Genomic DNA, 22,515 nt, shown 5'->3' on the forward strand with positions numbered 1-22,515 from the left:
GGGAGTCATCCGTATGACGGATCAGGCGGACCTGCCGGACCTGCCGAACCTGCTGGACGCCGGCGAGCGACTCGGCCGCGACGAGCTCCGCGCCCTGCAGCTGGAGCGGCTGCGCGCGACCCTGCGCCATGCGTACGAGAACGTCGGCTTCTACCGGGAGTCGTTCGACAAGGCCGGGCTGCGCCCCGACGACTGCCGCTCGCTCGACGATCTCGCGCGCTTCCCGTTCACCACGAAGGCCGATCTGCGCGATCACTACCCGTTCGGGATGTTCGCGGTGGAGCAGTCACAGGTACGGCGCATCCACGCCTCCAGCGGGACGACGGGCCGCCCCACGGTCGTCGGCTACACCGACCGCGACCTCGACACCTGGGCGGACGTCGTGGCCCGCTCGATCCGCGCGGCAGGCGGGCGGCCCGGGCACAAGGTCCATGTGGCGTACGGATACGGACTGTTCACCGGCGGCCTCGGCGCGCACTACGGGGCCGAGCGGCTCGGCTGCACGGTCATCCCCGCGTCGGGCGGGATGACCGCCCGCCAGGTCCAGCTGATCCAGGACTTCCGGCCCGAGATCATCATGGTGACGCCGTCGTACATGCTGACGCTGCTCGACGAGTTCGAGCGCCAGGGCGTCGATCCGCGGTCGACCTCGCTCGAGGTCGGGATATTCGGCGCGGAGCCGTGGACCGAGGAGATGCGGCGCGAGATCGAGGAGCGGTTCGCGATCGACGCGGTCGACATCTACGGACTGTCCGAGGTCATGGGCCCGGGCGTGGCCCAGGAGTGCGTGGAGACGAAGGACGGCCTGCACATCTGGGAGGACCACTTCTACCCGGAGGTCGTGGATCCGTTCACGGGCGAGGTGCTGCCGGACGGGCAGGAGGGCGAGCTCGTGTTCACCTCCCTGACCAAGGAGGCGATGCCGGTGATCCGCTACCGCACCCGGGACCTCACGCGGCTGCTGCCGGGAACCGCGCGGGTGTTCCGGCGGATGGAGAAGGTCACCGGGCGCAGCGACGACATGATCATCCTGCGCGGGGTGAACCTCTTCCCGACCCAGATCGAGGAGATCGTCCTGCGGACACCCGGTGTCGCCCCGCACTTCCAGCTGCGCCTGACCCGCGAGGGCCGGATGGACGCGCTGACGGTGCGTGCGGAAGCGCGCGGCGAGGCGTCGCCGGACCAACGAGAGGCCGCCGCGCGGGAGATCGCGGCGGCCGTGAAGGACGGCATCGGGGTGTCGGTGGCGGTGGAGGTCGTCGATCCGGAGACCCTGGAGCGGTCGGTCGGCAAGATCAAGCGCATCGTGGACCTGCGGGGCTGACACGCGAGAGCGGGTGAACGAAGAGGGGCCCCTGTTCGGGGCCCGTCTCCCTCGCGCCGGCTGCTCTGTCATCCCGCCCAGGCCACGACGGCGGATCCGCCGAACCCGTATCAGTGCTTGAAGGCGTCCTTCGTCTTCTCCTTGGCCTGACGAAGGTCACCTTTCGCCTTCTCGGCGCGACCCTTGGCCGTCAGACCTTCGTTGCCTACCGCCCGGCCGGTGCTCTCCTTCACCTTGCCCTTGGCCTGTTCCGCTTTGGCCTTCGCCTTCTCGCTCTTGGCCACGACACTCACATCCCATTTCCCTCAAAACTCAGTGATAACTTCCACCTCACCCGAAAAACGGCTCTCAAACGCAATCACGCCGACCACGCCGATGGCCACCGCGGCGATCAAGAAAACTAACGCGGCTTGCCGGGCGGGTCCTGAGGGCCCACACCCGTCGCGGCGGAGTCCTTTGCCTGCTGTTCCCCGCGGCAGTCGGTGCTGGCCATGCTGAGCGCCCTCGTGCCGGCTCGGCCTGTCGCCCCGTGATGGCGGGGACGGCTTCGGCTGCTGGGGCGTGCCCCCGCCTCTGCCTGTATCTCGGGGTGCATACACGCGTACCGCCGACGATACGGAAATTCTTCTGCCTGCAGTCGGAGCGGTCATGTCAGGCCGCCAGGTGGCGCGAATTGGTGCTGCCCCGGCAGAGCGGCAGCCGCCTCGGCGCGGCCAGGAAAAAGACTCTCCTGTTCTGCCCTGAGTCCCGGCACAGCTACGCGGGGGCCTGCCGATGCAGTCCGATACCGGAAAGAGGTCGTCGGTCGGCCATTCGGCATGCAGCTGCCGAAAGGCGCACACGCTGGTCAGGGCGAGATCCGCGTTTGCCCCCTGAAAAGCCGGAAAGCCGTGAGGAGAGAGGGGGCGTCCGAAGAGGACGTCCCGCGCACCGGAGGTCGTCATGATCATCCTCGGAGTCATTCTGCTCATCATCGGCCTCTTGGCCAGCATCGATATTCTCTGGACCATCGGCATCATCCTGGTCGCGATCGGGGTTGTGCTGTGGGTTCTGGGCGCCGTAGGACACGCGGTCGGCGGACGACGGCACTACTGGTAGCCCGCGCGGCACTTCCGTCAGGGCAGTCGGCTGAACATGTCGGCGACAACGTCTCAGCGCAGCGATGCGGGTCAGCACGGCCTGGTCCAGAACCGTCACGCTGTGAACCGCCCCACCGAGCCACATCCCTCAGCTGACGGAAAGCTCCGGCCCTGCGCCGGCTCGCTACGCCTCCGACCAACCAACGGAGACCGGCCGTGTGGTCGCATCTACGTCAGGTGGCCGTCGGCTCCTGCAGTCATGAGATGCAGGGCGGGCTGGAACGACAGCCCAATTCCCCACCGTCTGCGGATCGTCCCCGGAATCGGCGGAGACAAGTCCGCCCTCCGACGTGGACGACGGCTGCCTTGCACGGCCCGGGTCCTGCCCGGGCCGTGCAAGGCAGCCGTCGTCAGCATGGTTCGGTGCTCTGCCCTCGAGGGCCGCTGTCTCACCTCCGCTGGACCGGTGGCTCCCAACGGCTCGACAGGGACGGGCCGTCACGGTGTGGTTGAGGCCGCCCGGTCCCGTGTCTCACTCCTACCGGGATCGCTCCTCCCGGTCCTCATCGGCGTCCTCGTCCTCCCATTCGTCTTCCTCCGCAGCTTCTTCTTCGTCCTCGGCATCGCCGTCTTCGTCTTCCGCGGTTTCGTACTCGCTGTCATTCTCCGAGTCCTCGGCCTCTGCTGCTTCTTCCTCTTCCAGTGCCTCTTCGTGTGACATGACGACTTCGCCGTCCCGGATCTCGCCGCGCCAGCCTTCCGGCTCCTCGTCGGTGAGAGTGACGTACCGCTGGAAGTGCTTGAAGTCCAGCCGCATCCGGCGGCCCTGGGCCCGCCAAAGATTTCCGGTCTTCTCGAAGAACCCGGACGGGTAGTACTCCACGACCAGGACGATCCGCGTCAGCGTCGGAGCCAGTTCGTGGAAACTGACCGCGCCCTTGGTGCTGCCCTTTGCTCCTTCGGAGGTCCAAGCAATCCGGTCGTCCGGGATCTGCTCCTGAACAGTCGCTTTGAAGCTGCGGGAGGAGGGGCCGACCTTCACCTTCCAGTCGCTGGTCATCTCGTCGCTCATCGAGACGCTGCGAACCCCCTTGGTGAAGCTGCTGAACTCCTCGTACTGGGTCCAGTGGTCGTAGGCCGTGCGAAGGGGTACACCGACGTCGAGTGCCTCGATGATGTTCATGCTCTTGTTGCCGCCGGACTTGCCCTTTCCGCCGCCGAACGCTTCCTTGGCCTTGTCCACGACGCTGTCCTTGAGGCTTTTGGCCTTCTCGGACAAGAATGCCTTCACGGGGGATTCACCCCCGAGGATGCGCGAGCCGACTTTGAGTAGCGACCCGCCGTTGTCGGCGACATCGGTGAGCTGATCGGTGACGTCAGTGAGCTTGTCACTGGCTTTCTCCGCGAGCCGTTCGACCTGTGAACCGACGAAACCCGAGAGCGCCTCACGCAGTCCGGCCGCTCCGGACTCCTTCGTCTCCTTCCCGGCCATGGTGGGCTACCTCCGGCGATCGGCGCGCTTGGATGTCTTCTTCGCCGCCCGCCCTGAAGATGCCGCCTTCTTTGCGGGGGCCTGCTTCCTGGTGGCGGACTTCTTGGCTGGGGCTGCCTTCTTCGCGGCCGGCTTCGTCGCAGAGGTCTTCTTCCTCCGGGATGGCTCCTTCGCCCCTGCCCCGGAAGAGCTGCGGGCCGAGGGGGCCCTCTCGCGCCTGGACGCGGTACCCCTGTCGGGCCGAGCCGGCTTCCGGGAGCTTCTCCGGCGCTGCGGGCGCTCGGGTTCAGGCTCCTCCGCCTCTTCCTCCTCCGGCTCCTCCTCTTCCTCCGCCTCTTCCTCCTCCGGCTCCTCCTCTTCCTCGTACTCCTCCTCCGGCTCCTCCTCTTCCTCTTCCTCGTACTCCTCCTCCGGCTCCTCCTCTTCCTTCTTGCCGAGGCCGGCCGTGCGGTCACGGAGTGTGTCCGCAAGAGTCCCCATGCCGCGAGTGGCAGCAGCTGTCACTGCCTTGCGCCCGGCGTCGAGGAACTCTCCTTTCAGCTGGTCCTGTAGTTCGGCGACCTGCGGGATCTCCCCCAGCCTGCGCATTCCCTCGGCAGCGAGCTGGCGCGGCTCGAGACCGAACCGTCTGCCCGCCAGATACGTCCCCACGCTCAGGGCGAGCTTGCCCTTCTTCGTACGGCCCAGCACGTAACCGCCGGCAATGGCCGCGGCGAGAGCCAACTTGGTCTGATCGTCCATGCGCTCGTCACCTTCATCGTTCCCTCGGGGACCCGCCTGTGCCGCGCAAAGTGCTGCTGCCAGTGGTCTCCCCCAACAACAGCCACTGCGGCCGAATTCAGGAGCGCAACGAAGGGGGAACCTGGTCCCGCTCGCTTCGGTGTGGGGCCGGCCATCCACAGCCCGGCGATTCCGGCCCCGACGGGCGGTCGCCTCGGCACGAGAGCCCTCGCTCAATGCCGGTCCTGTATTCACCAGTCTCGCCCGAATCGTGCCGGTCGCATCTTGAGAAGCTCTGCCTCCTGCCGCGGAGGCGGCCCGTTGCGGCAGGAGGCGGAGCTTCCGGTCGCTGGACGTCAGCGCCGACTGCTGCAGCGGAGCCGTGGGCGGCAGATGCTTGATGTGCCGCCGTGACGATGGCGCGGCCGTCGTGTCCTTCTAGTGCCCGCCGCGGTTCGGCCGGTGTTCCAGCAGAGAAGGCCCGAGAGCATGCCTGGCGCAGGGAGGTTGTGCAGGTGACGTCGCCTGCCGGTGTCGGTTCACAGCCCGCCGGTTCACAACCCGCCTCCCCGGCTCCGGAGGTGGCACTGGATGATGCCACCTTGGTGGTCCGCGCCCGTGACGGCGACGTACGCGCCTTCGAAGTGCTGGTGCGCCGTTATCAGGGGCCGATGTACCGCTTGGCACTCCACATACTCTCCAACCGTGGCGACGCCGAGGACGTGGTGCAAGAGGTGTTCCTGAGCGCTTGGCGGCGACTGGGGCAGCTACGGGACGACGCGGCCTTCGTGGGCTGGCTCTACCGGACGACGACCAACCGGTGCCTGAACCTCATCCGAGCACGCAGACCAGTTGCCGAAGCCGACCTGGACAGTCGCGAGTCCGCCGAGGCGGCTGGATCGCCTGAGCGGGCGGCGCAGGTCAATGAGCAGTTGATCGCGCTCGCAGCCGCTCTGACGCAGCTGACACCCGAGCAGCGGGCCTGCTGGCTACTGCGGGAAGTTCACGGGCGCCCCTATAAGGAGATCGCGCGAGCCACGGGCACGACCCGGACAGCAGTACGCGGACGCATCGCGCGCGCTCGAGCGCAGTTGGCGGAGGCGATGTCCCCATGGAAATGAGCGACGCCCAGGGCTACATGCTGTCGTGCGGCCGCTCTGTCGAGACGGTGTGGGAACGGCTCGATCCGATGGATACCGGCGTGGCCGACGCCCATGAGCTCACCTGCGAGTACTGCTCTGCCGCTCGGCAGTGCCTGGTGATCCTGCAGGAGGTGACCGGCAGGCTGGCCTCGGAGGAGGCCGGGCCTCCGCTGGGCTTGACCGGCCGGATCATGTCCGCGGTGCGCGCCGAGGTCCGCCGTCACCACATGCTCGCGCTGCCCACCCCGGAGCCGGGCGGGGTGCTCATCAGCGAACAAGCGGTCGCCGCGGTGCTGCGACGCGCCGCCGATTCCGTCGACGGTGTGCGCGCGCGTCGCTGCCGGATCACCGTCACGGAGACCGACGGCGCGATGGAAGTGGCGATGAGCATCGCGGTGGCCTATCGCAGGTTTTCCGCCAACGCCGTCCACGAGGTCCGCGAGCGCGTCCGAGCAGCCGCCGCAGCACGGATCGGGATGACCCTGGTGCGTCTGGACCTGACCGTGGAGGACCTCTACGACGCATGACGCCCCGGGGATCGGGCAGCAGACCGTTGAGACCGGCTGAAGCACAAGGACCTGGTGCTCGCTATGACAACGACCGTGCCGGACGACAAGGCCAGGGTTCCCCGCTCCCAGTGGGTCATCGCCGAGCCCGTGATCGCCGCAGTCGCCGCCCGAGCCGCTGTCGGCGTCCCCGGTGTGGTGCGACTCGAACCCGGCCTGACCGGGCTTGCCTCCCGGATGACTCGTTCAGCACGCCAGAAGATCAACGGCCTCACCCCGGCCCCGACCGAAGGTGTGACGGCCATGGGCGACCACTCCGCCGGGCCATCGACCCTGCGCGTGTCCATCGACCTGGTCACCTCCGGGCAGGACCAGGCCGGGGCCGTGGCCCGGGCCGTACAGCGCGAGGTCACGCGCGCGGTCGGCGATGCCACGGGCCTCACCCCGCAGGCCGTCGTGGTGTCGGTCATGGACATCGACACGTACGGGACCGGTGCGTGATGACACCGCGAACAGAGATGGCCCGCTCACTCCTGGCCGCCCTGGGCAGGATCCGGGGCCTGCGCCCAGCGACCCCCTCCACCACCCACATCGGCTCACGCGTGCCGTGGAACCTCGACACCTTGGCCGTTGGCATCGACGACGAACTCATCGAGATCCGCGTCGTCGCCCTCACCCTCCCCCTTCCTCCGGTGCTGCGCGAAGCGGAGGCCGCCCTACACGCGACCCTGAGGGGAACCCGGTGGACGAACGCCCGGCTGCGCCTCGTCGTCACCGACATCGATGCCGCCGCCCTCACCCATCTCGATGTCGCGAGTGACGCCGGCGCGTGAGGGGCCATGACGTTCTCTGCTGCCACGGGTCCTTCAGGTGTGACGAGCGCGCAACTCGTCCGGATCCAGGAACCGAGGAAAACACCATGACGAACCCGGCCACCACGAACAGTGCCGATCACTCCGCTCTCGCCACAGCTGACGCGGCCAAGAGCCCCACCGACACATCGGGAGCTTCCCCGGCACAAGCCTCCGGGCAGGGGTCCACCACCATCGCCGACGTCGTCGTCCAGAAGATCTCCGGGATAGCCGCCCGCGAGGTACCCGGCGTATACGAGCTGGGTGGCGGAGCGGCACGGGCGTTCGGCGCGGTCAAGGGGCGAATCCCCGGAGCCTCGGCCAGCGCCGGACAGGGCGTCTCTGTCGAGGTCGGCCAGAAGCAGGCGGCCGTGGACCTGGAGATGCTGGTCGAGTACGGGGTGTCCATACCCGAGCTGGCCCAGGACGTCCGCAACAACGTCATCGACTCCGTCGAGCAGATGACCGGCCTGGAAGTCGTCGAGGTCAACATCAACGTCAATGACGTACACATCGCCGCTGACGACAGTGACGGTCAGGGTACCGGCGACCGCGTCCAGTAGCTGCCGCCAGGCCCCGGCGGCGCCCGCAGGACGCCGTGCAACACCGCGGTGCGTACGGGGACCTCACCCATGCGTCCACGCCGCGAAGGCCCCGCGACCTCGCACGTCCCGACTCGTCGCCGCACGGCGCACCGTCAGGGCGACGTAAGGAGAATTGACATGACGTCCACTCAGATGGGGCTGCTGACAGGGCTCGTACTCGGCCTCGCTGCCGCGTTCGGCGGTTTCGACGCCTTCCTCATCGTGCTCGTTCTCGGGGCGGTCGGGTTGCTGGTGGGGCGCTACCTCGACGGCGAACTCGACCTCGCCCAGCTGACCGGCCGTGACAGGGGCGACTTCCATGAACACCGTGATCGCCCCGTCAGGTGAGGCCGAGGCCGATGCGGCGCAGCGCGGCACCACAACGATCTCCGACCGCGCCGTGGAACGCATCGCCACCCGGGTGTTGACCGAAGTCGAGCACATCGGCGGAACAGCCGGCCGGATACTCGGGATAACGGCCCCCGGAGAACATGCCGACCACTCGGCCCGGGTCACCGCAAAGGTCAGTGGCCACTCAGTTGCCACGCTCGATGTTCGTCTATCCGTCGTCTATCCACAATCCGTCGCCCGCACCACCGAGGACGCCCGCGCATGCTTGGTACGCCGCGTTGCGGACCTCACCGGTCTGACCGTGGCCCGTGTCGACATCACCGTCACCGCACTGCGCGTTCCCGACTCCCCCACCAGGAGAGTCCTATGAAACGCCGACCCCGCCGCACCATCCCCGCCACTCTCACCGCGCTGGTCCTGCTGGCCGCCTGCGTCCTGGTCGCCATCGTCGCCATTCAGCTGGCCATCGGCCGGACTCCGATCATCAGCTACCGCTCCGTCACCGGCACCCTGCACAGCATCCACTGGAACGACACCGCCCCCCTCATCGCAGGCGGCACATGCGCCCTGCTCGGGCTGCTCCTGCTGCTCGCGGCCCTCCTGCCGGGAAGGCCGACAGTCCTGCCGCTCACCGGTGACATGGACGCCGGCGTCACAAGGCGCAGCCTGCGCCACGCCCTGCAGAACACCGCCGCGACTGTCGACGGGGTCACCCGAGCGAAGCTGAAACTGGGCCGCCGCACGATCGTCGCCCGCATCCGCACCGACCGGACCAACACCGCGGGGCTCACCGATGCCGTCCGCGGTGCGCTCGATCAGCGCCTCGACCAGGTCGCCCCCCTCAACCGTCCGGCAATGAAGATCCAGCTCCGTGCCACCAGGAACGCACCATGACCAGCCTCAACCGCCCGGCCCGCCTCAACCGCGCCCTGCTCGCCGTCTTCGGTGTCGTCCTGCTGGGCTCGGGCTCCTTCGCCGTGGCGGCTCACTTCGGACAACTCGCCTTCCTCGACTCGCGCGCCGCACTCATTCCTGCCGCCGCTGACCCATCCACCTGGGTACTGTGGGTCGCCGCCGCCAGTGCCATCGTTCTGGGCCTGGTCATGCTGCGCTGGCTCGCTGTGCAACTTGCCCGGCGCCCCAGAACCCACACCTGGCACCTCGAGCAGAATTCCGAGCAGGGCAGTACCGAACTGGCCGCGAACACTGCCACCGCCCCGTTCCTCAGTGAAGTCACCACCTACCCCGGCGTCCACCACGCCCGCGCCGCGCTCGCCGGAACCCGCGAGAACCCTGCCCTCGCACTGGTGATCAACACCGAGCAGGGCGGTGATCTGACCACCATCAACCATCACCTCAACACCCACGGGCTGCCCCGGCTCCGTCAAGCACTCGACCTCGACACCCTCCCCCTCACCGTCGAGTACCGCCTGACCACCCACACCGGCGCCCGCGCACACTAGCCCTGGGATCGGCATGGCCGGGTCCTACCGGCCGGGGACTCTAGATACGGGCGAACCTCTCGCTCTGGTCGGCGAACTCCTGGGCCATGGAACTGCTGACCGTGGGTTGGGTCTCACGGATCGTGTTCAGGTAGTCGTCCGTGGTGGGGCGGGCCCGGGTTCCGCTGTCGAAGGTGCGCTCGAACTGGGCCTGCGAGACGGTACGTGCGACGTGGGCGATGTCGGCGGGGGTGAACCCCTCGCTGGCGGACGCGAGTCTCGCGCTGTCGGCCTCCGCGCCCGCCCGTGCCAGGTAGCTCCCCCACAGCGCGGCCCTGGCGCTGTGGTCGGGAGGGCCGATGGGCATGACGTAATCGAAGCGACCGTGCCGCAGGAAGGCCGAGTCCAGCGTGGTCACGTTGTTGGTGGCGCAGACGAGCAGCCGCCCGTCCTGGCTCCGGAACCGCACGATCGCCTTGAGCAGTTCGTTGACGACCCCGACCGCGGTCGTGTCCGCGCCACTGCGCGTGGATGCAACCTCCTCGACCTCGTCGATGAAGACCAAAACGTGGTCGAGCTGGGCGATCTCGTCGAAGCGTCGGTTCAGCCCGGCCGCCAACCCGTACTCGGCGGCGAGGCGTGCGGGGAACAGTTCGAGGAAGGGCCACGCCAGACGGCTGGCGATCGCGTGGGCGAAGGTGCTCTTGCCCGTCCCTGGCGGGCCGAACAGCATGACCGCGTGCGGAAGCTCCACTCCGTGCTGGGCGGCCAGTTCGGGATGGGCCAGCGGCAGGACCAGGCGGCGCTCGATGAGCTGCTTCTCCCGTCGCATGCCCGCGACCTTCTGCCACAGCCCCCCGGGTGGCAGCTCCGCTCCGAGCGAGGACAGCATGCTGATCGCCTGGGGAGTCACGGGCCCGCGCTTTTCGAAGAAGACCAGGCCCGAGCGGGCGTCGAAGTCGCAGTTGCGCAGGGCGGCGGCACCGGTCTCTCCCTCGGGCAGGGCCGCATGCACCGCGCGGACGCCGCCGGCGAAGAGGCGGTGCTCAAGGGCCGTGATCAGAGCACTGCCGAGACCTCGTTGCCGCCAGGTGGGCGCCATGCAGATGCGCAGGATCCACGCCCGGTCGCCCTCCAGTCTGCTCACCGCGGCGCCGACCATCACATCGTTAGCCATGGCCACCACGGCCGGATGGAGGGCTTGGAGGGCTGCTACGGCGTCGGAGAGCGGGAAGAGGGGAGGCTCTCCGGTCGTGCCGCTCTCCGTGTCGACGCGGATCACCGCCTCGAGATCGTCCTGGGAGTAGTCCCTGATAAGCCAACCCGTCATGATCAGCTCCGCGTACTTGGCCGTACTCCCATCATCAGCTGCCACCAGTGGTGTGACGACCGGACCCTGGGGACCTGGCGATCTGCTGGGGAAAAGCTGCTCCATCACGAGGTCGTCGGATCATCGGTGGTGGCGCCGCGCCACCCGGTCAGGAGGAGCGTTGCATCGTCGGTCATGATCGCGCCTCGTGCGCGCGTGAGCGTGAGGGAAAGGGAGCGGGCCACTGCCCGGGCTCCCTGCCGGAACGCAGCCGGTTCACTCCAGGACGGCGAGGTGGTCGGCGGCGCCCCCGCGCCACTCGATAAGGAAGAGGGTCGCGTCGTCACTGGTGCTCCCGCCCCGTTCCTGCTTCAGGGCATGGGAGAGCGAGCGCACCACCGCCCGCACTCCCTGCTCTGCCTGCTCGATGCGGTTGACCCAGTGGATGAGTTGTTCCTCGCCGAACTGCTCTTCGCCGGCCTCGTGCTCCTCGATCAGGCCGTCGGTGAAGCACAGCACCCGGTCGCCGCGTTGGAGCACCTGCTCACTGACCTGGGGCTCTTCACCGCCGAAGCCGACCGGGAGGGTGGTCGGGCTCCGCAGTTGCCGCAGGACCTGGTGGTTGCGGATCAGCAGGGGCGCGGGGTGGCCCGCGTTGACCCACTGCAGGTGGCCCGTTGTGATGTTCAGGCGCATCATCTGCGCCGTGACGAAGTGTTCGGGCCCGAACTGCTCGGCGATGGCCCGGTCCATGAACGCGTAGATTTCGGACAGGCCGATGCCGGCACGTCTGGCGTGCCGGTAAGCACCGACGGCGACAGTGGCCATCGTGGCCGCGTCCAGGCCGTGGCCCATTGCATCGACCACGGCCACGTGCAGGATGTCGTCGTTGAGGGCGTAGTCGAAGCTGTCGCCGGCGACGTTGTAGGCGGGCTCCAGGATTCCTGCCACCGCGACCTGCGGGACGGACATCGCCAGCGGCGGTAGCAGCGACCACTGGATCTCCGCGGCCACGCTCATGGGTTCGCGGCGCCGGGCGAGGAAGAACTGGTCGGTGTAGCCGTGCTTGGTGACCAGCATGTCGGCGATCAGGCCGGCGAGCCTGCGCAGCAGGCGCCGGTCGTCGTCATCGACGGTCCCCAGGGTGAGGGCCAACACTCCCACCTGGTCGCTGCCGTCCAGCAGCGGCAGATACATCCGGACGCCGTCGGCCTGCGGGACCTCGACAGTGGTCGCACGCAGGAAGGCCGTGCCGGCGTGGGAGGCACCGATCGGCTCGGGCTCACCGACGGCCAGCCCCCTGCCGGGCAGCGGCACAAGGAGGAGCTGTGCGTAGTCCTGCAGGAGGATCAAGATGTCCCGGCCACCGACCCTGGCCACCTCTTCCGCGATCAGTGGGGCGATCAGCTGCGGCGGCATCTCGTGTGCCCGGTCCAGCAGCACTCCCAGCAGCCGCTCACCGAATCCCTCCGACCGGTCCACCGCGCCGTTGCCGGGCTGCTGATCACCCTCCGCCATAGCAATGTCCTTTCACCCACCCGCCTGGTTTCGCCTTCACCTGCTGGGCCGGCTACCTCCGACGGGTCGGACATCTGGCAGCCCGTTGCTCGGCTTCGTACATGCTCGGCCGCCTTGTGCACCGGAATCCGCCCGTTCCCTGCCGTCGCGCCGACAGTGCGCAACGGCCCCGGCGTATACACACCGGGGCCGCCCTTCCGGGTCGGTCGCACGTGAGAGTGCACCGGCCCACTGACCATGCTATGCCTGTGCCGCTTTTCCGGCAGAAGGGATCATTTGGGTAATGCGGTCCTTGGTCGGACAGGGCTTCAGCGCCCGTGTCACCCGCGTTCCTCCTCTTGGGCCTCCATGAGCCGGATTCCCTGATGTGTCAGGGTGACCATCGCGGGTGTATTTCCCTGTGCCCAGTCGACGGTGATGAGTCCCTCGCCGACCAGATAGGCGCAAGCGGCGGCCAGATCCTGCTCGGGGACCTGGAGGTCGTCGTGCAGCTTGGCCCCGGTGATGCCGAGGAGGCGATTGCCTTCCGTGGCCTCGTACAGGGTTTTCATAATCGCTTCGCGGTAGCGCTTCCGCTCGTGGAGTGTTGCCATGATTGCCGCCGACTCGTGCTGGGCGCCGTCGAGGGCCCTCGCCTCAGACCTCGTCCGTCTGCGTGAGGTCCCGCTCGGAGGACTGAGTGGCTTCCAGCCAGGACCGCGCCGGCTCTGCCGTGTGCGTGGTGTCCACAGTGAGGTGGAGGCGGGTTCCGCCGTCGCTGCCGGCGGGGTAGCTGCGCTGTTCGGTGGCGGCGAAGCAACGGCGGAGTACCTCTGCGACCCGACGGGCGGCCTCGGGAGACGCGGCGACGATGCGTACCTCGGTACACCCGCCCGAAGGTGGTTCCGGTGGCTTCATGGTGACCTCGTTCATCGGGGCGATGTGCCGGTGGGCGGGCGCCGTGGCGCCGCACCCACCGCCCCCGGTCAGGAGAAAGGTCTGCGTCATCCGGCACCCTCGTCGGGTTCCTTGGGGCGAGGAGTGGCGGCGGGTGATCCGGCGGGTCCTGACGGCCGTCGGACCTTCCGGCTCCGTCGCCTGACTCCCGGCATGGCATCGCCGTAGCGGAACGCGGCGATCCGTTCGTCGTGCTGCCCATTGAGCAGACGGATCCACAGCACTCCAATGATGATCATGGCGATGATCACGGACACGGTGATGGCGATGTCCATGTCCTTACATCCCTCGGGCGGAACTCAGGCGCCCGGTCGGGTCCGGGTTCCCGGCCGCCGCTGAGGCGTGCCCGCCTTCGGTCTCCCACTCCTCTTCCCGATTCAGCGTCTCCCTCGCGTCACGGGTGACGGCCTCGCGCGCCATCAGCGCGCTGGCGGTGAGGAGGCTGCCGGGGGTGGCTGCGGCGGACATCAGCCGGGCGGCAGCGGCCGCACCAGTCTCCGGTGGGATCACCAGCAGGTCCCAGCGGCCTGCGGTGCGGGAAAGAAGGATCAGCTTATGCGGGTCCTGCTCGTCCTTGAACCAGCCCACATGCACCGTATGCCCCGCCACGGGCACCTTGCGCGGGATCACGGGCCAGTGCGACGGGTTCACCGTGACACGCGTGATCCGTCCCCAGCACGCGTCCAGCACGTCCATCAGGGCGGGCAGTTCACGGGAAAGATCGCGGGAGCGAGGCCACCAGGCGCCGTCCAGAAGGCCTGGACCCGACCCGGCCGGGGTCAGAGACAGGCGGGCCGGTGGTGAGGGAACGCGCTCGTTGATGCTCGTACGGTCGATGGTCGCGGTCATGGCGCGAACCTGTCCCCGGGGCCCGTCTTCGACGTCCCGGTGTTGTTGCTCGCCGCGAGCGGCACCGGCATGGGAGCCGGTGTGCGAAATACTCCCGGTGCCTCCACTGTACTGCGGGGACGGCCCGCTGAACTCGTGCGTCACCAGGGATTTCATCGGTAACCAAGCCATGGATGGCGCGTGGGTAGGCCTGGGGATCGCCACACGGAGTACGGTGAAACCGGCAGCCGCCGGGGGACATCCCAGGCGATCAGCAAACGTACGCCGAACCCCGCAGGCGGGTGAGCACCATGTCCGACGCCGACACCCCGCGTGAATCGAAGCTTCTGCCGGACGCGATCCACAAGGTCGTGAAGCCTGGAACGGCCCTCCTGCGGTTGGAGACGACACATACCCGTCAGGGAATTCTCGACGGTGCCTGGTGGCCGCGATCGCGGGACATCGGCGCCGAGCTTCCCGGCCTGATCAGCGCACTGACCGAGCACCTCGGACCTGTCACGCGCGTCGGCCTCGACACCGCCGCCTGGGAAGAACTGCCCACACGACTGATTGTCGACGACCGGGTCGTGCACATCGACTCCTTCCCGGTCGGTGACGACACCGTCCTCATCACCCGAGGCGACCGGGACCACTTCTCCCTGCTGGTGGTTCCACCGGATGCGACGCCTGACGCGGCACGCGCGGCAATGGCCAGGGCCGTCCGGGCCGACAACGTCAGCCAGGCCGATCAGATCCTCATCGACACCGGCACCGGCCGAGCGCACCCGATCTGACGGCCCCCGTCGGCCGTGGTTCCCCGCTCGATGCCGCACGCATCTGGCACGCGCCACCACGTTGATCACCGCACTTCCGCGTCCCGTCGCCCCGCTCGCGCGTCGGAGCCCCCTGACAGATGCCGCCTCGGCCGAGGCCGGCCTTGGCGGGAATCACCGGTCGGTGGCGCAGACGTACCTCCCGAACAAGGGGAGTCGCCGCGAGCCGGCCTCAGGAGGCGATGTCGGCCATCGCGCCGCCGCCGGTGGTGACGCCGCCTTGCGGCTTGGATGCGGCGAAGGGGGCGTGTCCTGCACCGGTGGTGACGGCGCGCCGGCCGCGGCGATATCCGGCCCGGTGAACATCGTGGAGCAGGACACCGCTGCGGCAACGGCCGCGGCACAACGCCGGCGGCCGGTCCTGGAGGATCCGGATATGGGCATGCTCCGTCCTTCCGCCTTCATGGCTGAAAGTCTGTGCCACCGATGCCTCGGACATCGGCACGCACCCGCATGAACAGCACCGCGACCGGACAAGGCGCGCAAGCCAACCGCGGCCGAACGGGCCGACCGAGCTCCTCGAGGGGTGTACGTCGTCGGCCGAGGCCGGCTGTGGTCCGGGGCCGACAGCCCCGGCGGTGAAGATTCGGATCCGCTGCGACCCGGCGATGACGGCGCTCCCGCCACCGGAGCTCGCGGCGTCGCCGGTCCTGCGCGCACCTGGCCTCACCGCCGCTCGGACGCGGGCAGGCCGGCCTTGTGCGCCGCTTCGGGCTCCGGCGGCTTCCCGACGAGGGGACCGATCCGGGCGACACGGCCACCGCAGCGTTCGCGGCCCGGTCCCGCTGACGCGGCAGGCCGGTTACGGACCGCCCACCCACGACCGGCTAAGCTCGGCAGCTGCTCTCGGTTCCGGGGGAGCGGAAATCGTTTTGAGGAAAGGCTTGTTGACTGTGTGGCAGGAGGCGCCGATCTACGACCGGCTCGTCACGGAGCGCGGTGACGTGCCCGCCCAAGCACGCCGGGAGGCCGAGCAGACCCTGCGGAGCCTGGAGCAGGTCATGCGGTCGGGCATGCCCCCGATGGGCGGGCTTCCGCAGCAGGCGCTGCCGTATCCGCCCGGCCCGTGAGGCCGGCTGTCAGGCGAACCGGTCGCGCAGCTCCCGCTTGAGGATCTTCCCGCTGGCGTTGCGCGGCAGTTCGTCCACGAACAGCACCCGCTTCGGGGCCTTGAAGTGGGGGAGCTTCTCACGGGCGTGGGCCAGGATCTCGTCCTCCGTCACGTTGTCGCGCGGAACGACGACGGCGGTGACGGCCTCGATCCAGCGGTCGTCCGGGAGCCCGACGACCGCGGCCTCCGCGACCGATGGATGGGTGTAGAGAGTGTCCTCGACCTGTCGTGAAGCGACCAGCACTCCCCCGGAGTTGATGACATCCTTCACCCGGTCGACGATGGTGTAGTAGCCGTCGCTGTCACGGACGGCGAGGTCACCGGAGCGGAACCAGCCCTCGCGGAAGGCCTCCTCGGTCTCCTGGCGCTTGTCCCAGTAGCCCTCGCACAACTGCGGCGATCGGTAGGCGATCTCTCCCACGGTGCCGTCCGGGACGTCCTTGCCGTCCTCGTCGACGACCCTCGCCTCGACGTGGCGGACGGGACGCCCGCACGAGTCCATCCGTCCTTCGTGCTCGGCGGGCCCGAGCACCGTGGCGAGCGGACCGATCTCGCTCTGGCCGAAGCAGTTGTAGAAGGCAAGTTCCGGCAGTCGCTCCCGGAGCCGTTCGAGTACGGGCACGGGCATGATCGACGCCCCGTAGTACGCCTTGCGCAGGCGGCTCAGGTCGCGGGTGGCGAACTCCGGGTGGTTGGACAGTCCGATCCAGACGGTGGGCGGCGCGAAGAGACTGTCGGCGCGCCCCGCCTCCACCAGGTCGAAGATCCGTGCGGCGTCCGGCGCGTCGAGGATCGTGTTCTCCGCGCCGACGGCGAGGTACGGCAGCAGGAACACATGCATCTGGGCGGAGTGGTAGAGCGGAAGCGAGTGCACCGGCCGGTCGTCCGGCCGGAGGTCGAGCGCCTCGATCGCGCTCGCGTACTCGTGCACCAGCGCCCGGTGGGTCATCATCGCGCCCTTGGGCAGCGCGGTGGTTCCGGAGGTGTACAGCAGCTGGACGAGCTGCTGGGCTTCCCGGTCGGCGTCGTACGGCCGCGGCTCGGCGAGTGCGGTCAGCAGGGAGTCCTCACTGTCGCGCAGGGGCCGCACGGCGAAGCCCTCCGGGACACGCTCGGCGAGGCCTGGGTCCGCAAGGACAAGGGAACTCCCGGACTGGCGCAGGATGTACGCCAGGTCCTCGCCGGTGAGGTTGTGGTTGACCGGGACGTGCACGAGCCCGGCGCGGGAGCAGGCGAGGAAGGCGATCAGGTAGGCGTCGGAGTTGTGCCCGTAGGCCGCGACCCGGTCGTACTCGCCGAGTCCGTGCTCGCTCAGCACGGCGGCCGCGGTGCTGACGGCACGGTCGAGCTCGGCGTAGGTCCAGGACCGGTCGCCGTAGTGGACGGCGGTGCGGTCGGGGGTGCGCCGGGCGCTACGGCGCAGGACGCCGTCGACGGTGCTGCTGAGGAGACGATCCGTGACTGCCATGGCTGGATCCTGGGCGGCGCCGCCGCACGGGTCAAGCATGTCGCACACACGGATACCGAACGGGATGTTGACACGGAGGGTCCGTGCTGCGTGCATGTACCAACCGGCTTTCACCACAGCCCTCTTGGGAGGCACGTTGCTCTTCCGCACGCGTCTGAGACACCTGGTCCTGGCGGGTCTCGCCCTGGTCACCGCCACCGCTTCACTGCCGCCCGCCGCGGCCGCCGGCTCCCGTGACCAGGACCGGCACCGTCCCTCGGGCGGCGGGCTGTCCGCCGTCATCCGGTACACCGAGTACGGCATACCCCACATCGTCGCGAAGGACTGGGCGGACCTCGGCTTCGGCACCGGCTGGGCGCAGGCGGCCGATCAGGTGTGCACCCTCGCCGACGGTTTCGTGACCGTACGCGGGGAGCGGTCACGCCACTTCGGCCCGGACGCGGCGCCGGACGGTTCGCTGTCGTCCGCGACGAGGAATCTGTCGAGCGATCTCTACTTCCGGGGTGTACGCAACGCGGGAACGGTCGAGAAGCTGCTCGCCGCGCCCGCGCCGGCCGGCCCGAGCAGGCAGGTCAAGGAGCTGATGCACGGCTGGGCGGCCGGCTACAACGCCTGGCTGAAGCAGAACCGCATCACCGATCCGGGGTGCGCGGGAGCGGCCTGGGTGGGTCCGGTGAGCACGCTCGACGTGGCCCGGCGCGGCTTCGCCGTATCGGTGCTGGGCGGGCAGGGGCGTGGCATCGAGGGCATCACCGCCGCTCAGCCGCCGGGTGCGGGCGCCGCCGCCGCGGGCGCCCCGCGTACGGCGACGGACCCGGCGGCGACCGCGCGCGCCGCCCGCGAGCTCTTCGCCGCCGAGAGTGCCGACATGGGCTCGAACGCGGTCGCCTTCAGCGGCGGCACCACGGCGAACGGGCGCGGTCTGCTGCTCGGCAATCCGCACTACCCGTGGCAGGGCGGCCGCCGCTTCTGGCAGTCGCAGCAGACCATCCCGGGCGTGCTGAACGTCCAGGGCGCCTCGCTGCTCGGCACGACCGTGGTCAACATCGGCTTCAACGACCGGGTCGCCTGGAGCCACACGGTCGCGACCGGTGTCACGCTCAATCTGCACCAGCTGACCCTGGATCCGGCCGACCCGACCGCGTATCTCGTGGACGGGAAGCCGGAGCGGATGACCCGGCGTACCGTCACCGTGCCGGTGACGGACGGTCCCGCGATCACCCGGACGCAGTGGTGGACGCGGTACGGACCGGTCGTCACCTCGCTCGGCGCCTCGCTGCCACTGCCCTGGACGACGACCACCGCGTACGCGCTGAACGACCCGAACGCCGCCAACCTCCGCGGCTCCGACACCGCGCTGGGCTTCGGCCGCGCCCGCTCCACCGACGACATCCTGCGGACGCTGCGCCGCACGCAGGGCCTTCCATGGGTCAACACCGTCGCGGCGGACTCCTCCGGGCACTCCCTCTTCGCCCAGGCGCAGGTCCTTCCGCGCCTCACCGACGAACTGGTCGCGCGCTGCTCGACGCCGCTCGGCAAGGTCACCTATCCGGCGTCGGGCGTGGCCGTGCTCGACGGCGCGCGCGCGGACTGTGCGATGGGCACCGACCCGGACGCGGTGCAGCCGGGGATCTTCGGACCGTCGAGGATGCCGGTGCTGAAGGACGCCCCGTACGCCGAGAACTCCAACGACAGCGCCTGGCTGACCAACGCCGACCGGCCGCTGACCGGCTACGAGCGGGTCTTCGGCACGATCGCCACGCCTCGCTCGCTGCGCACCCGCGGGGCGATCGAGGATGTCGCGGCGATGGCGGCGAAGGGTCGGCTGAAGGTCACGGACCTGCAGCGCCAGCAGTTCGCGAACCGTGCGCCGGCCGGCGATCTGGCCGCGGCCGACGCGGCGAAGGCCTGCCCCACGGTGCTGCCGCAGGACACCGAGGCGTGCGGGGTGCTCGCGGGCTGGGACCGTACGGTGAACACCTCGAGTCGGGGGGCGCTGCTCTTCGACCGCTTCTGGCGGAGGTTCACGGCGTCGGTGCCGTCGGCCGAGCAGTGGAAGGTGCCGTTCTCCGCCGCCGACCCGGTCCGCACGCCCCACACCTTGAACACCTCGTCACCCGGCTTCGCCAAGGCCCTGACCGAAGCGGTGGCCGAGCTGCGCGCCGCCGGGATCCCGCTGGACGCGCCGTTGGGTGCGGCCCAGTTCGTGGTAAGGAACGGCACGCGCATCCCCGTTCACGGAGGTACGGAGGCACTGGGCATCTGGAACAAGATCGAGCCGGTCTGGAGCCCGGCCGCGGGCGGGTACGCAGAGGTCGCGCACGGCTCCAGCCACATCCAGGCGGTCGGCTGGAACGGCGGCCCGTGCCCTGACGCCCGCACTCTGCTGACGTACTCCCAGTCGTCGAACCCTGTGTCGCCGCACTACAGCGACCAGACCGGGCTGTACGCGGACGGACGCTGGGTGACGGCGCGCTTCTGCGAGAAGGACATCCTGCGCTCGCCGCAGCTGAAAGTGGTACGCGTCAGGGGCTGAACGACAGGAACACGAAGGCGGCGAACAGCACCAGATGGACGCCGCCCTGGAGCAGCGTGGCCCGGCCGGGTACCAGGGTGAGGACGCTGACCACGGCAGTCAGCGCGAGGAGCACCATGTGGGTGGCGTCCTCACCCAGGATCAGGGAGCCCGGCAGCCACACCGAGGCGAGCGCGATCGCCGGGATCGTCAGTCCGATGCTGGCGATGGCAGAGCCGTAGGCCAGGTTGAAGCTGGTCTGCATCCGGTCCCGGCGTGCCGCGCGCACGGCGGCGAGGGTCTCGGGCATCAGGACCATGAGCGCGATGACGACGCCGACCACGGACGTCGGCAGCCCCGCCGACTCCACGCCCTCCTCGATGGTGGGCGAGACGACCTTGGCGTCACCGACGACCGCGACGAGCGCCACGAACAGCAGCGCGGCGCTCCACCAGGTCTGGCGGACCGCGGGCGGCGGAGCGTGCTCGTCGGGGTCGGTTTCCTGGCCGTCCCGGACGACGGGCAGGAAGTAGTCGCGGTGCCTGACGGTCTGTACGGCGACGAAGAGCCCGTACAGGCACAACGAGGCGACGGCGGCGAACGCCAGCTGGGCCGGTGTGAACTCGGGGCCCGGCCGGCTGGTGGTGAAGGTGGGAACCACCAGGGTCATGGTGGCCAGGGTGCAGACGGTCGCCAGTGCGCCGCCGGAGCCCTCGGCGTGGAAGACGGCGATGCGGGTGCGCAGAGAGGCGACCAGAAGGGACAGTCCGACGATGCCGTTGCAGGCGATCATGACGGCGGCGAAGACGGTGTCCCTGGCGTAGGTGGACGCCTTCGCGCCGCCGCCCGCCATCAAGGTGACGATGAGGCCGACCTCGATGACGGTCACGGCGACGGCGAGCACGAGGGAGCCGAACGGTTCGCCGACCCTGTGCGCGACGACCTCGGCGTGATGCACGGCCGCCAGCACCGCGCCGACCAGGCAGAGCGCGACGACCACGACGGCGAAGGCCGGGAGGGCGCGCCCCCAGCCGAGCACAAGGGCCACCGCGGCGGCGACCGGCGCCCAGGTGGTCCACCGTGCCATGAGCGCTCTCGTGCCGGTCCACATGCGGCCCACGCTGCCAGGAGCCCGAGCGGGCCGCGCGGGCTGCTGCGCCGATAGGGGCCTCCCGCCGAGGGTCCGTCAGCACCCGTCGAGCCGGGCGCTGCTCGCGCCGAACACCCAGGGCCTGGTCTCCGCAGCGGGATGCAGTGCGCCTGAGCATGCCCGGGTCCAGGCGAGGGCGACCTGCGACGGGGTGAGGCCCAGGGGGGACCTGGAGGCCCGCGAAGGGCTGCCGGCCGCGCCGTTCGGCAAGGGTGTCGGCGCGGGAGACGGTCGAGACGGGCGCGTCGGAGATGCCGCCACGGGGCAGCCCGCCCAGAGCATGGCGCAGGCGGTCAGGCAGGACCGTGCGAACGCTCCGGACGGGGACTGCGGACCGGGGTGAGCAGCGCCAGTACCGCTAAGAGCAGACAGCCCGCTCCGGCGGCCAGGCCCACCGGCGCCGTGCCGTGGCGCTGCGCGGCCCAGGTGAGAACGGCCGCTCCGAGCGGAGCCGCCGAGTAGTGGATGGTCCAGAACGCCGAAGTGACCCGTCCGAGCAAGTGGTCGGGGGTCACTTCCTGGCGCAGCGACATGGAGCAGGTCCCGGCGACGCCGACACAGCCCAGGAAGACGGCGGTCAGGGCCGCGATGCCCGGCACGCTCCGGGCCGAGCCGATGCCCGCGAGGGCGATGCCGCAGACCGCCACGGCGCCGATCCACGTGGCGCCGAAGCCGAGCTTTCGGCGGACCGGGGCCACGAGCAGGGCTCCGGTGATGGTGCCCATCGCCCCGGCCGCGAAGACGGTACCGACCGTGTCGTCGCTCCGGCCGAGATCGTGCTTGAGGTGATAGATGAGCAGGTCGTTCATGCCGAGTGTCAGGAAGCTGAAGAAGGACAGGCAGACGGTCAGGGCCCGCAGTACCGGATGTCGCCGCAGGAAGGACACGCCGGCGAGCAAGTCCTTCCACACGGTGTGCCGAGCCGCCCCGCCTTCCCGCGGGCAACACCGCATACAGCAGCCAGATCTGCGGGCCGAACGCCCAGATCAGCGGAATGAGTGCGTACAGCGCCATGCGGGCGAGATCGCAGGCGATCAGGAGCATCCTTCTGTCCAGCCGGTCCACCACGATCCCCGCGAAGACCCCGGCGAAGACCGAGGCCGCGCCGGCCACGGCGGTCAGCAGGCCCATCTGCGCGACGGACCCCGTCTCGCGCAACACCAGCAGCGGCAGAGCGATCAGGGCGAAGGAGTCCCCGACGACCGAGAGGGTCTGCGCGGCCCAGAAGCAGCCGAAGTTACGGTCCCGCCGCGGCGCGCGCAACGGGACCGATAAGTGCTCGTCAGCGGTGGGTTCGGACATGCGAGGAGCATAGGGCGGCAACGGACGCGAAGGATCGACAACGAGCCGGGCCGT

26 protein-coding genes and 1 pseudogene are annotated in these 22,515 nt (G+C 69.5%); 14 read left to right on the forward strand and 13 right to left on the reverse strand.

Annotation, left to right across the window (positions count from 1 at the left end; translation table 11 throughout):
* Positions 1-13: 13 nt before the first annotated feature.
* Complete coding sequence (paaK, locus tag ABT078_RS06465; protein ID WP_502981168.1) at positions 14-1,324, forward strand: phenylacetate--CoA ligase PaaK; 1,311 nt, start codon at positions 14-16, stop codon at positions 1,322-1,324.
* A gap of 110 nt (positions 1,325-1,434) precedes the next feature.
* Here the strand turns inward: paaK and ABT078_RS06470 are convergent, their stop codons facing one another.
* Positions 1,435-1,608: a CsbD family protein gene (locus ABT078_RS06470; RefSeq protein WP_351224460.1), complete on the reverse strand. Its 174-nt coding sequence runs from the start codon at positions 1,606-1,608 to the stop codon at positions 1,435-1,437.
* 658 nt (positions 1,609-2,266) lie between these two features.
* On the opposite strand from ABT078_RS06470, the gene ABT078_RS06475 reads away from it, so the two are divergent.
* On the forward strand, positions 2,267-2,422 hold the full coding sequence (locus ABT078_RS06475; RefSeq protein WP_351224462.1) for a DUF6131 family protein: 156 nt from the start codon (positions 2,267-2,269) through the stop codon (positions 2,420-2,422).
* Between the two features lie 519 nt (positions 2,423-2,941).
* Here ABT078_RS06475 and ABT078_RS06480 read toward each other — a convergent pair.
* Positions 2,942-3,895, reverse strand: coding sequence for an SRPBCC family protein (locus ABT078_RS06480; RefSeq protein WP_351224463.1), 954 nt, complete (start codon positions 3,893-3,895; stop codon positions 2,942-2,944).
* Positions 3,896-3,901: 6 nt separating this feature from the next.
* Positions 3,902-4,636, reverse strand: coding sequence for a histone protein (locus ABT078_RS06485; RefSeq protein WP_351224465.1), 735 nt, complete (start codon positions 4,634-4,636; stop codon positions 3,902-3,904).
* Positions 4,637-5,196: 560 nt separating this feature from the next.
* Between ABT078_RS06485 and ABT078_RS06490 the strand changes: the two genes are divergently transcribed.
* The 9 genes from ABT078_RS06490 (at position 5,197) to ABT078_RS06530 (ending at position 9,512) form a co-directional block, all read left to right on the forward strand.
* Positions 5,197-5,736, forward strand: coding sequence for an RNA polymerase sigma factor (locus ABT078_RS06490; protein WP_351224467.1), 540 nt, complete (start codon positions 5,197-5,199; stop codon positions 5,734-5,736).
* Complete coding sequence (locus ABT078_RS06495; RefSeq protein ID WP_351224469.1) at positions 5,727-6,284, forward strand: Asp23/Gls24 family envelope stress response protein; 558 nt, start codon at positions 5,727-5,729, stop codon at positions 6,282-6,284. The genes ABT078_RS06490 and ABT078_RS06495 overlap by 10 nt, the downstream gene beginning before the upstream one ends.
* Positions 6,285-6,347: 63 nt before the next feature.
* Positions 6,348-6,764, forward strand: a complete 417-nt coding sequence (locus tag ABT078_RS06500; RefSeq protein ID WP_351224471.1) for an Asp23/Gls24 family envelope stress response protein — start codon at positions 6,348-6,350, stop codon at positions 6,762-6,764.
* Positions 6,764-7,096, forward strand: a complete 333-nt coding sequence (locus ABT078_RS06505; protein WP_351224473.1) for a hypothetical protein — start codon at positions 6,764-6,766, stop codon at positions 7,094-7,096. Before ABT078_RS06500 ends, ABT078_RS06505 begins: the two co-directional genes overlap by 1 nt.
* Positions 7,097-7,182: 86 nt before the next feature.
* Positions 7,183-7,677: an Asp23/Gls24 family envelope stress response protein gene (locus tag ABT078_RS06510; protein WP_351224474.1), complete on the forward strand. Its 495-nt coding sequence runs from the start codon at positions 7,183-7,185 to the stop codon at positions 7,675-7,677.
* A gap of 159 nt (positions 7,678-7,836) precedes the next feature.
* Positions 7,837-8,046: a hypothetical protein gene (locus ABT078_RS06515; RefSeq protein ID WP_351224476.1), complete on the forward strand. Its 210-nt coding sequence runs from the start codon at positions 7,837-7,839 to the stop codon at positions 8,044-8,046.
* On the forward strand, positions 8,018-8,419 hold the full coding sequence (locus tag ABT078_RS06520) for an Asp23/Gls24 family envelope stress response protein (RefSeq protein ID WP_351224478.1): 402 nt from the start codon (positions 8,018-8,020) through the stop codon (positions 8,417-8,419). The genes ABT078_RS06515 and ABT078_RS06520 overlap by 29 nt, the downstream gene beginning before the upstream one ends.
* The gene (locus ABT078_RS06525) at positions 8,416-8,943 is read left to right on the forward strand and encodes a DUF6286 domain-containing protein (RefSeq protein ID WP_351224480.1); all 528 of its coding nucleotides are present in this window, start codon (positions 8,416-8,418) and stop codon (positions 8,941-8,943) included. The genes ABT078_RS06520 and ABT078_RS06525 overlap by 4 nt, the downstream gene beginning before the upstream one ends.
* Positions 8,940-9,512 carry an Asp23/Gls24 family envelope stress response protein gene (locus tag ABT078_RS06530; protein ID WP_351224482.1) on the forward strand — a complete coding sequence of 191 codons (573 nt, stop codon included), beginning with the start codon at positions 8,940-8,942 and terminating at the stop codon, positions 9,510-9,512. The genes ABT078_RS06525 and ABT078_RS06530 overlap by 4 nt, the downstream gene beginning before the upstream one ends.
* A gap of 40 nt (positions 9,513-9,552) precedes the next feature.
* On the opposite strand, the gene ABT078_RS06535 is transcribed toward ABT078_RS06530, so the two are convergent.
* The 6 genes from ABT078_RS06535 to ABT078_RS06560 form a co-directional block, all read right to left on the reverse strand.
* A complete protein-coding gene (locus tag ABT078_RS06535) occupies positions 9,553-10,821 on the reverse strand; it encodes an ATP-binding protein (RefSeq protein ID WP_351224484.1) in 1,269 nt (422 codons plus the stop codon).
* Between the two features lie 255 nt (positions 10,822-11,076).
* Positions 11,077-12,318 (reverse strand): PP2C family protein-serine/threonine phosphatase, encoded by a 1,242-nt coding sequence (locus ABT078_RS06540; RefSeq protein WP_351224486.1) that lies wholly within the window; start codon positions 12,316-12,318, stop codon positions 11,077-11,079.
* A 320-nt stretch (positions 12,319-12,638) separates the two neighbouring features.
* Positions 12,639-12,911 carry a hypothetical protein gene (locus ABT078_RS06545; protein ID WP_351224488.1) on the reverse strand — a complete coding sequence of 91 codons (273 nt, stop codon included), beginning with the start codon at positions 12,909-12,911 and terminating at the stop codon, positions 12,639-12,641.
* Between the two features lie 43 nt (positions 12,912-12,954).
* Complete coding sequence (locus ABT078_RS06550; protein ID WP_351225048.1) at positions 12,955-13,215, reverse strand: hypothetical protein; 261 nt, start codon at positions 13,213-13,215, stop codon at positions 12,955-12,957.
* A gap of 86 nt (positions 13,216-13,301) precedes the next feature.
* A complete protein-coding gene (locus ABT078_RS06555; protein WP_351224490.1) occupies positions 13,302-13,529 on the reverse strand; it encodes a hypothetical protein in 228 nt (75 codons plus the stop codon).
* A 4-nt stretch (positions 13,530-13,533) separates the two neighbouring features.
* Entirely contained in the window at positions 13,534-14,103 is a 570-nt protein-coding gene (locus tag ABT078_RS06560) for a DUF5994 family protein (protein WP_351224492.1), read from the reverse strand.
* A 290-nt stretch (positions 14,104-14,393) separates the two neighbouring features.
* On the opposite strand from ABT078_RS06560, the gene ABT078_RS06565 reads away from it, so the two are divergent.
* Positions 14,394-14,876, forward strand: a complete 483-nt coding sequence (locus ABT078_RS06565; protein ID WP_351224494.1) for a DUF5994 family protein — start codon at positions 14,394-14,396, stop codon at positions 14,874-14,876.
* Positions 14,877-15,087: 211 nt separating this feature from the next.
* On the opposite strand, the gene ABT078_RS06570 is transcribed toward ABT078_RS06565, so the two are convergent.
* Entirely contained in the window at positions 15,088-15,354 is a 267-nt protein-coding gene (locus tag ABT078_RS06570; protein ID WP_351224496.1) for a hypothetical protein, read from the reverse strand.
* Between the two features lie 448 nt (positions 15,355-15,802).
* On the opposite strand from ABT078_RS06570, the gene ABT078_RS06575 reads away from it, so the two are divergent.
* A complete protein-coding gene (locus ABT078_RS06575) occupies positions 15,803-15,985 on the forward strand; it encodes a hypothetical protein (protein WP_351225081.1) in 183 nt (60 codons plus the stop codon).
* 9 nt (positions 15,986-15,994) lie between these two features.
* On the opposite strand, the gene ABT078_RS06580 is transcribed toward ABT078_RS06575, so the two are convergent.
* Complete coding sequence (locus tag ABT078_RS06580; protein ID WP_351224498.1) at positions 15,995-17,494, reverse strand: acyl-CoA synthetase; 1,500 nt, start codon at positions 17,492-17,494, stop codon at positions 15,995-15,997.
* A 136-nt stretch (positions 17,495-17,630) separates the two neighbouring features.
* On the opposite strand from ABT078_RS06580, the gene ABT078_RS06585 reads away from it, so the two are divergent.
* The gene (locus tag ABT078_RS06585; RefSeq protein ID WP_351224500.1) at positions 17,631-20,030 is read left to right on the forward strand and encodes a penicillin acylase family protein; all 2,400 of its coding nucleotides are present in this window, start codon (positions 17,631-17,633) and stop codon (positions 20,028-20,030) included.
* On the opposite strand, the gene ABT078_RS06590 is transcribed toward ABT078_RS06585, so the two are convergent.
* Positions 20,020-21,120: a calcium:cation antiporter gene (locus tag ABT078_RS06590; protein WP_351224502.1), complete on the reverse strand. Its 1,101-nt coding sequence runs from the start codon at positions 21,118-21,120 to the stop codon at positions 20,020-20,022. The two genes, ABT078_RS06585 and ABT078_RS06590, sit on opposite strands and share 11 nt — an antisense overlap.
* A 332-nt stretch (positions 21,121-21,452) precedes the next feature.
* A pseudogene (locus ABT078_RS42605) lies at positions 21,453-22,461 on the reverse strand (MFS transporter).
* Between the last annotated feature and the right edge of the window lie 54 nt (positions 22,462-22,515).

Source organism: Streptomyces sp. NPDC002133, from assembly GCF_040296405.1.
Taxonomy (GTDB): Bacteria; Actinomycetota; Actinomycetes; order Streptomycetales; family Streptomycetaceae; genus Streptomyces.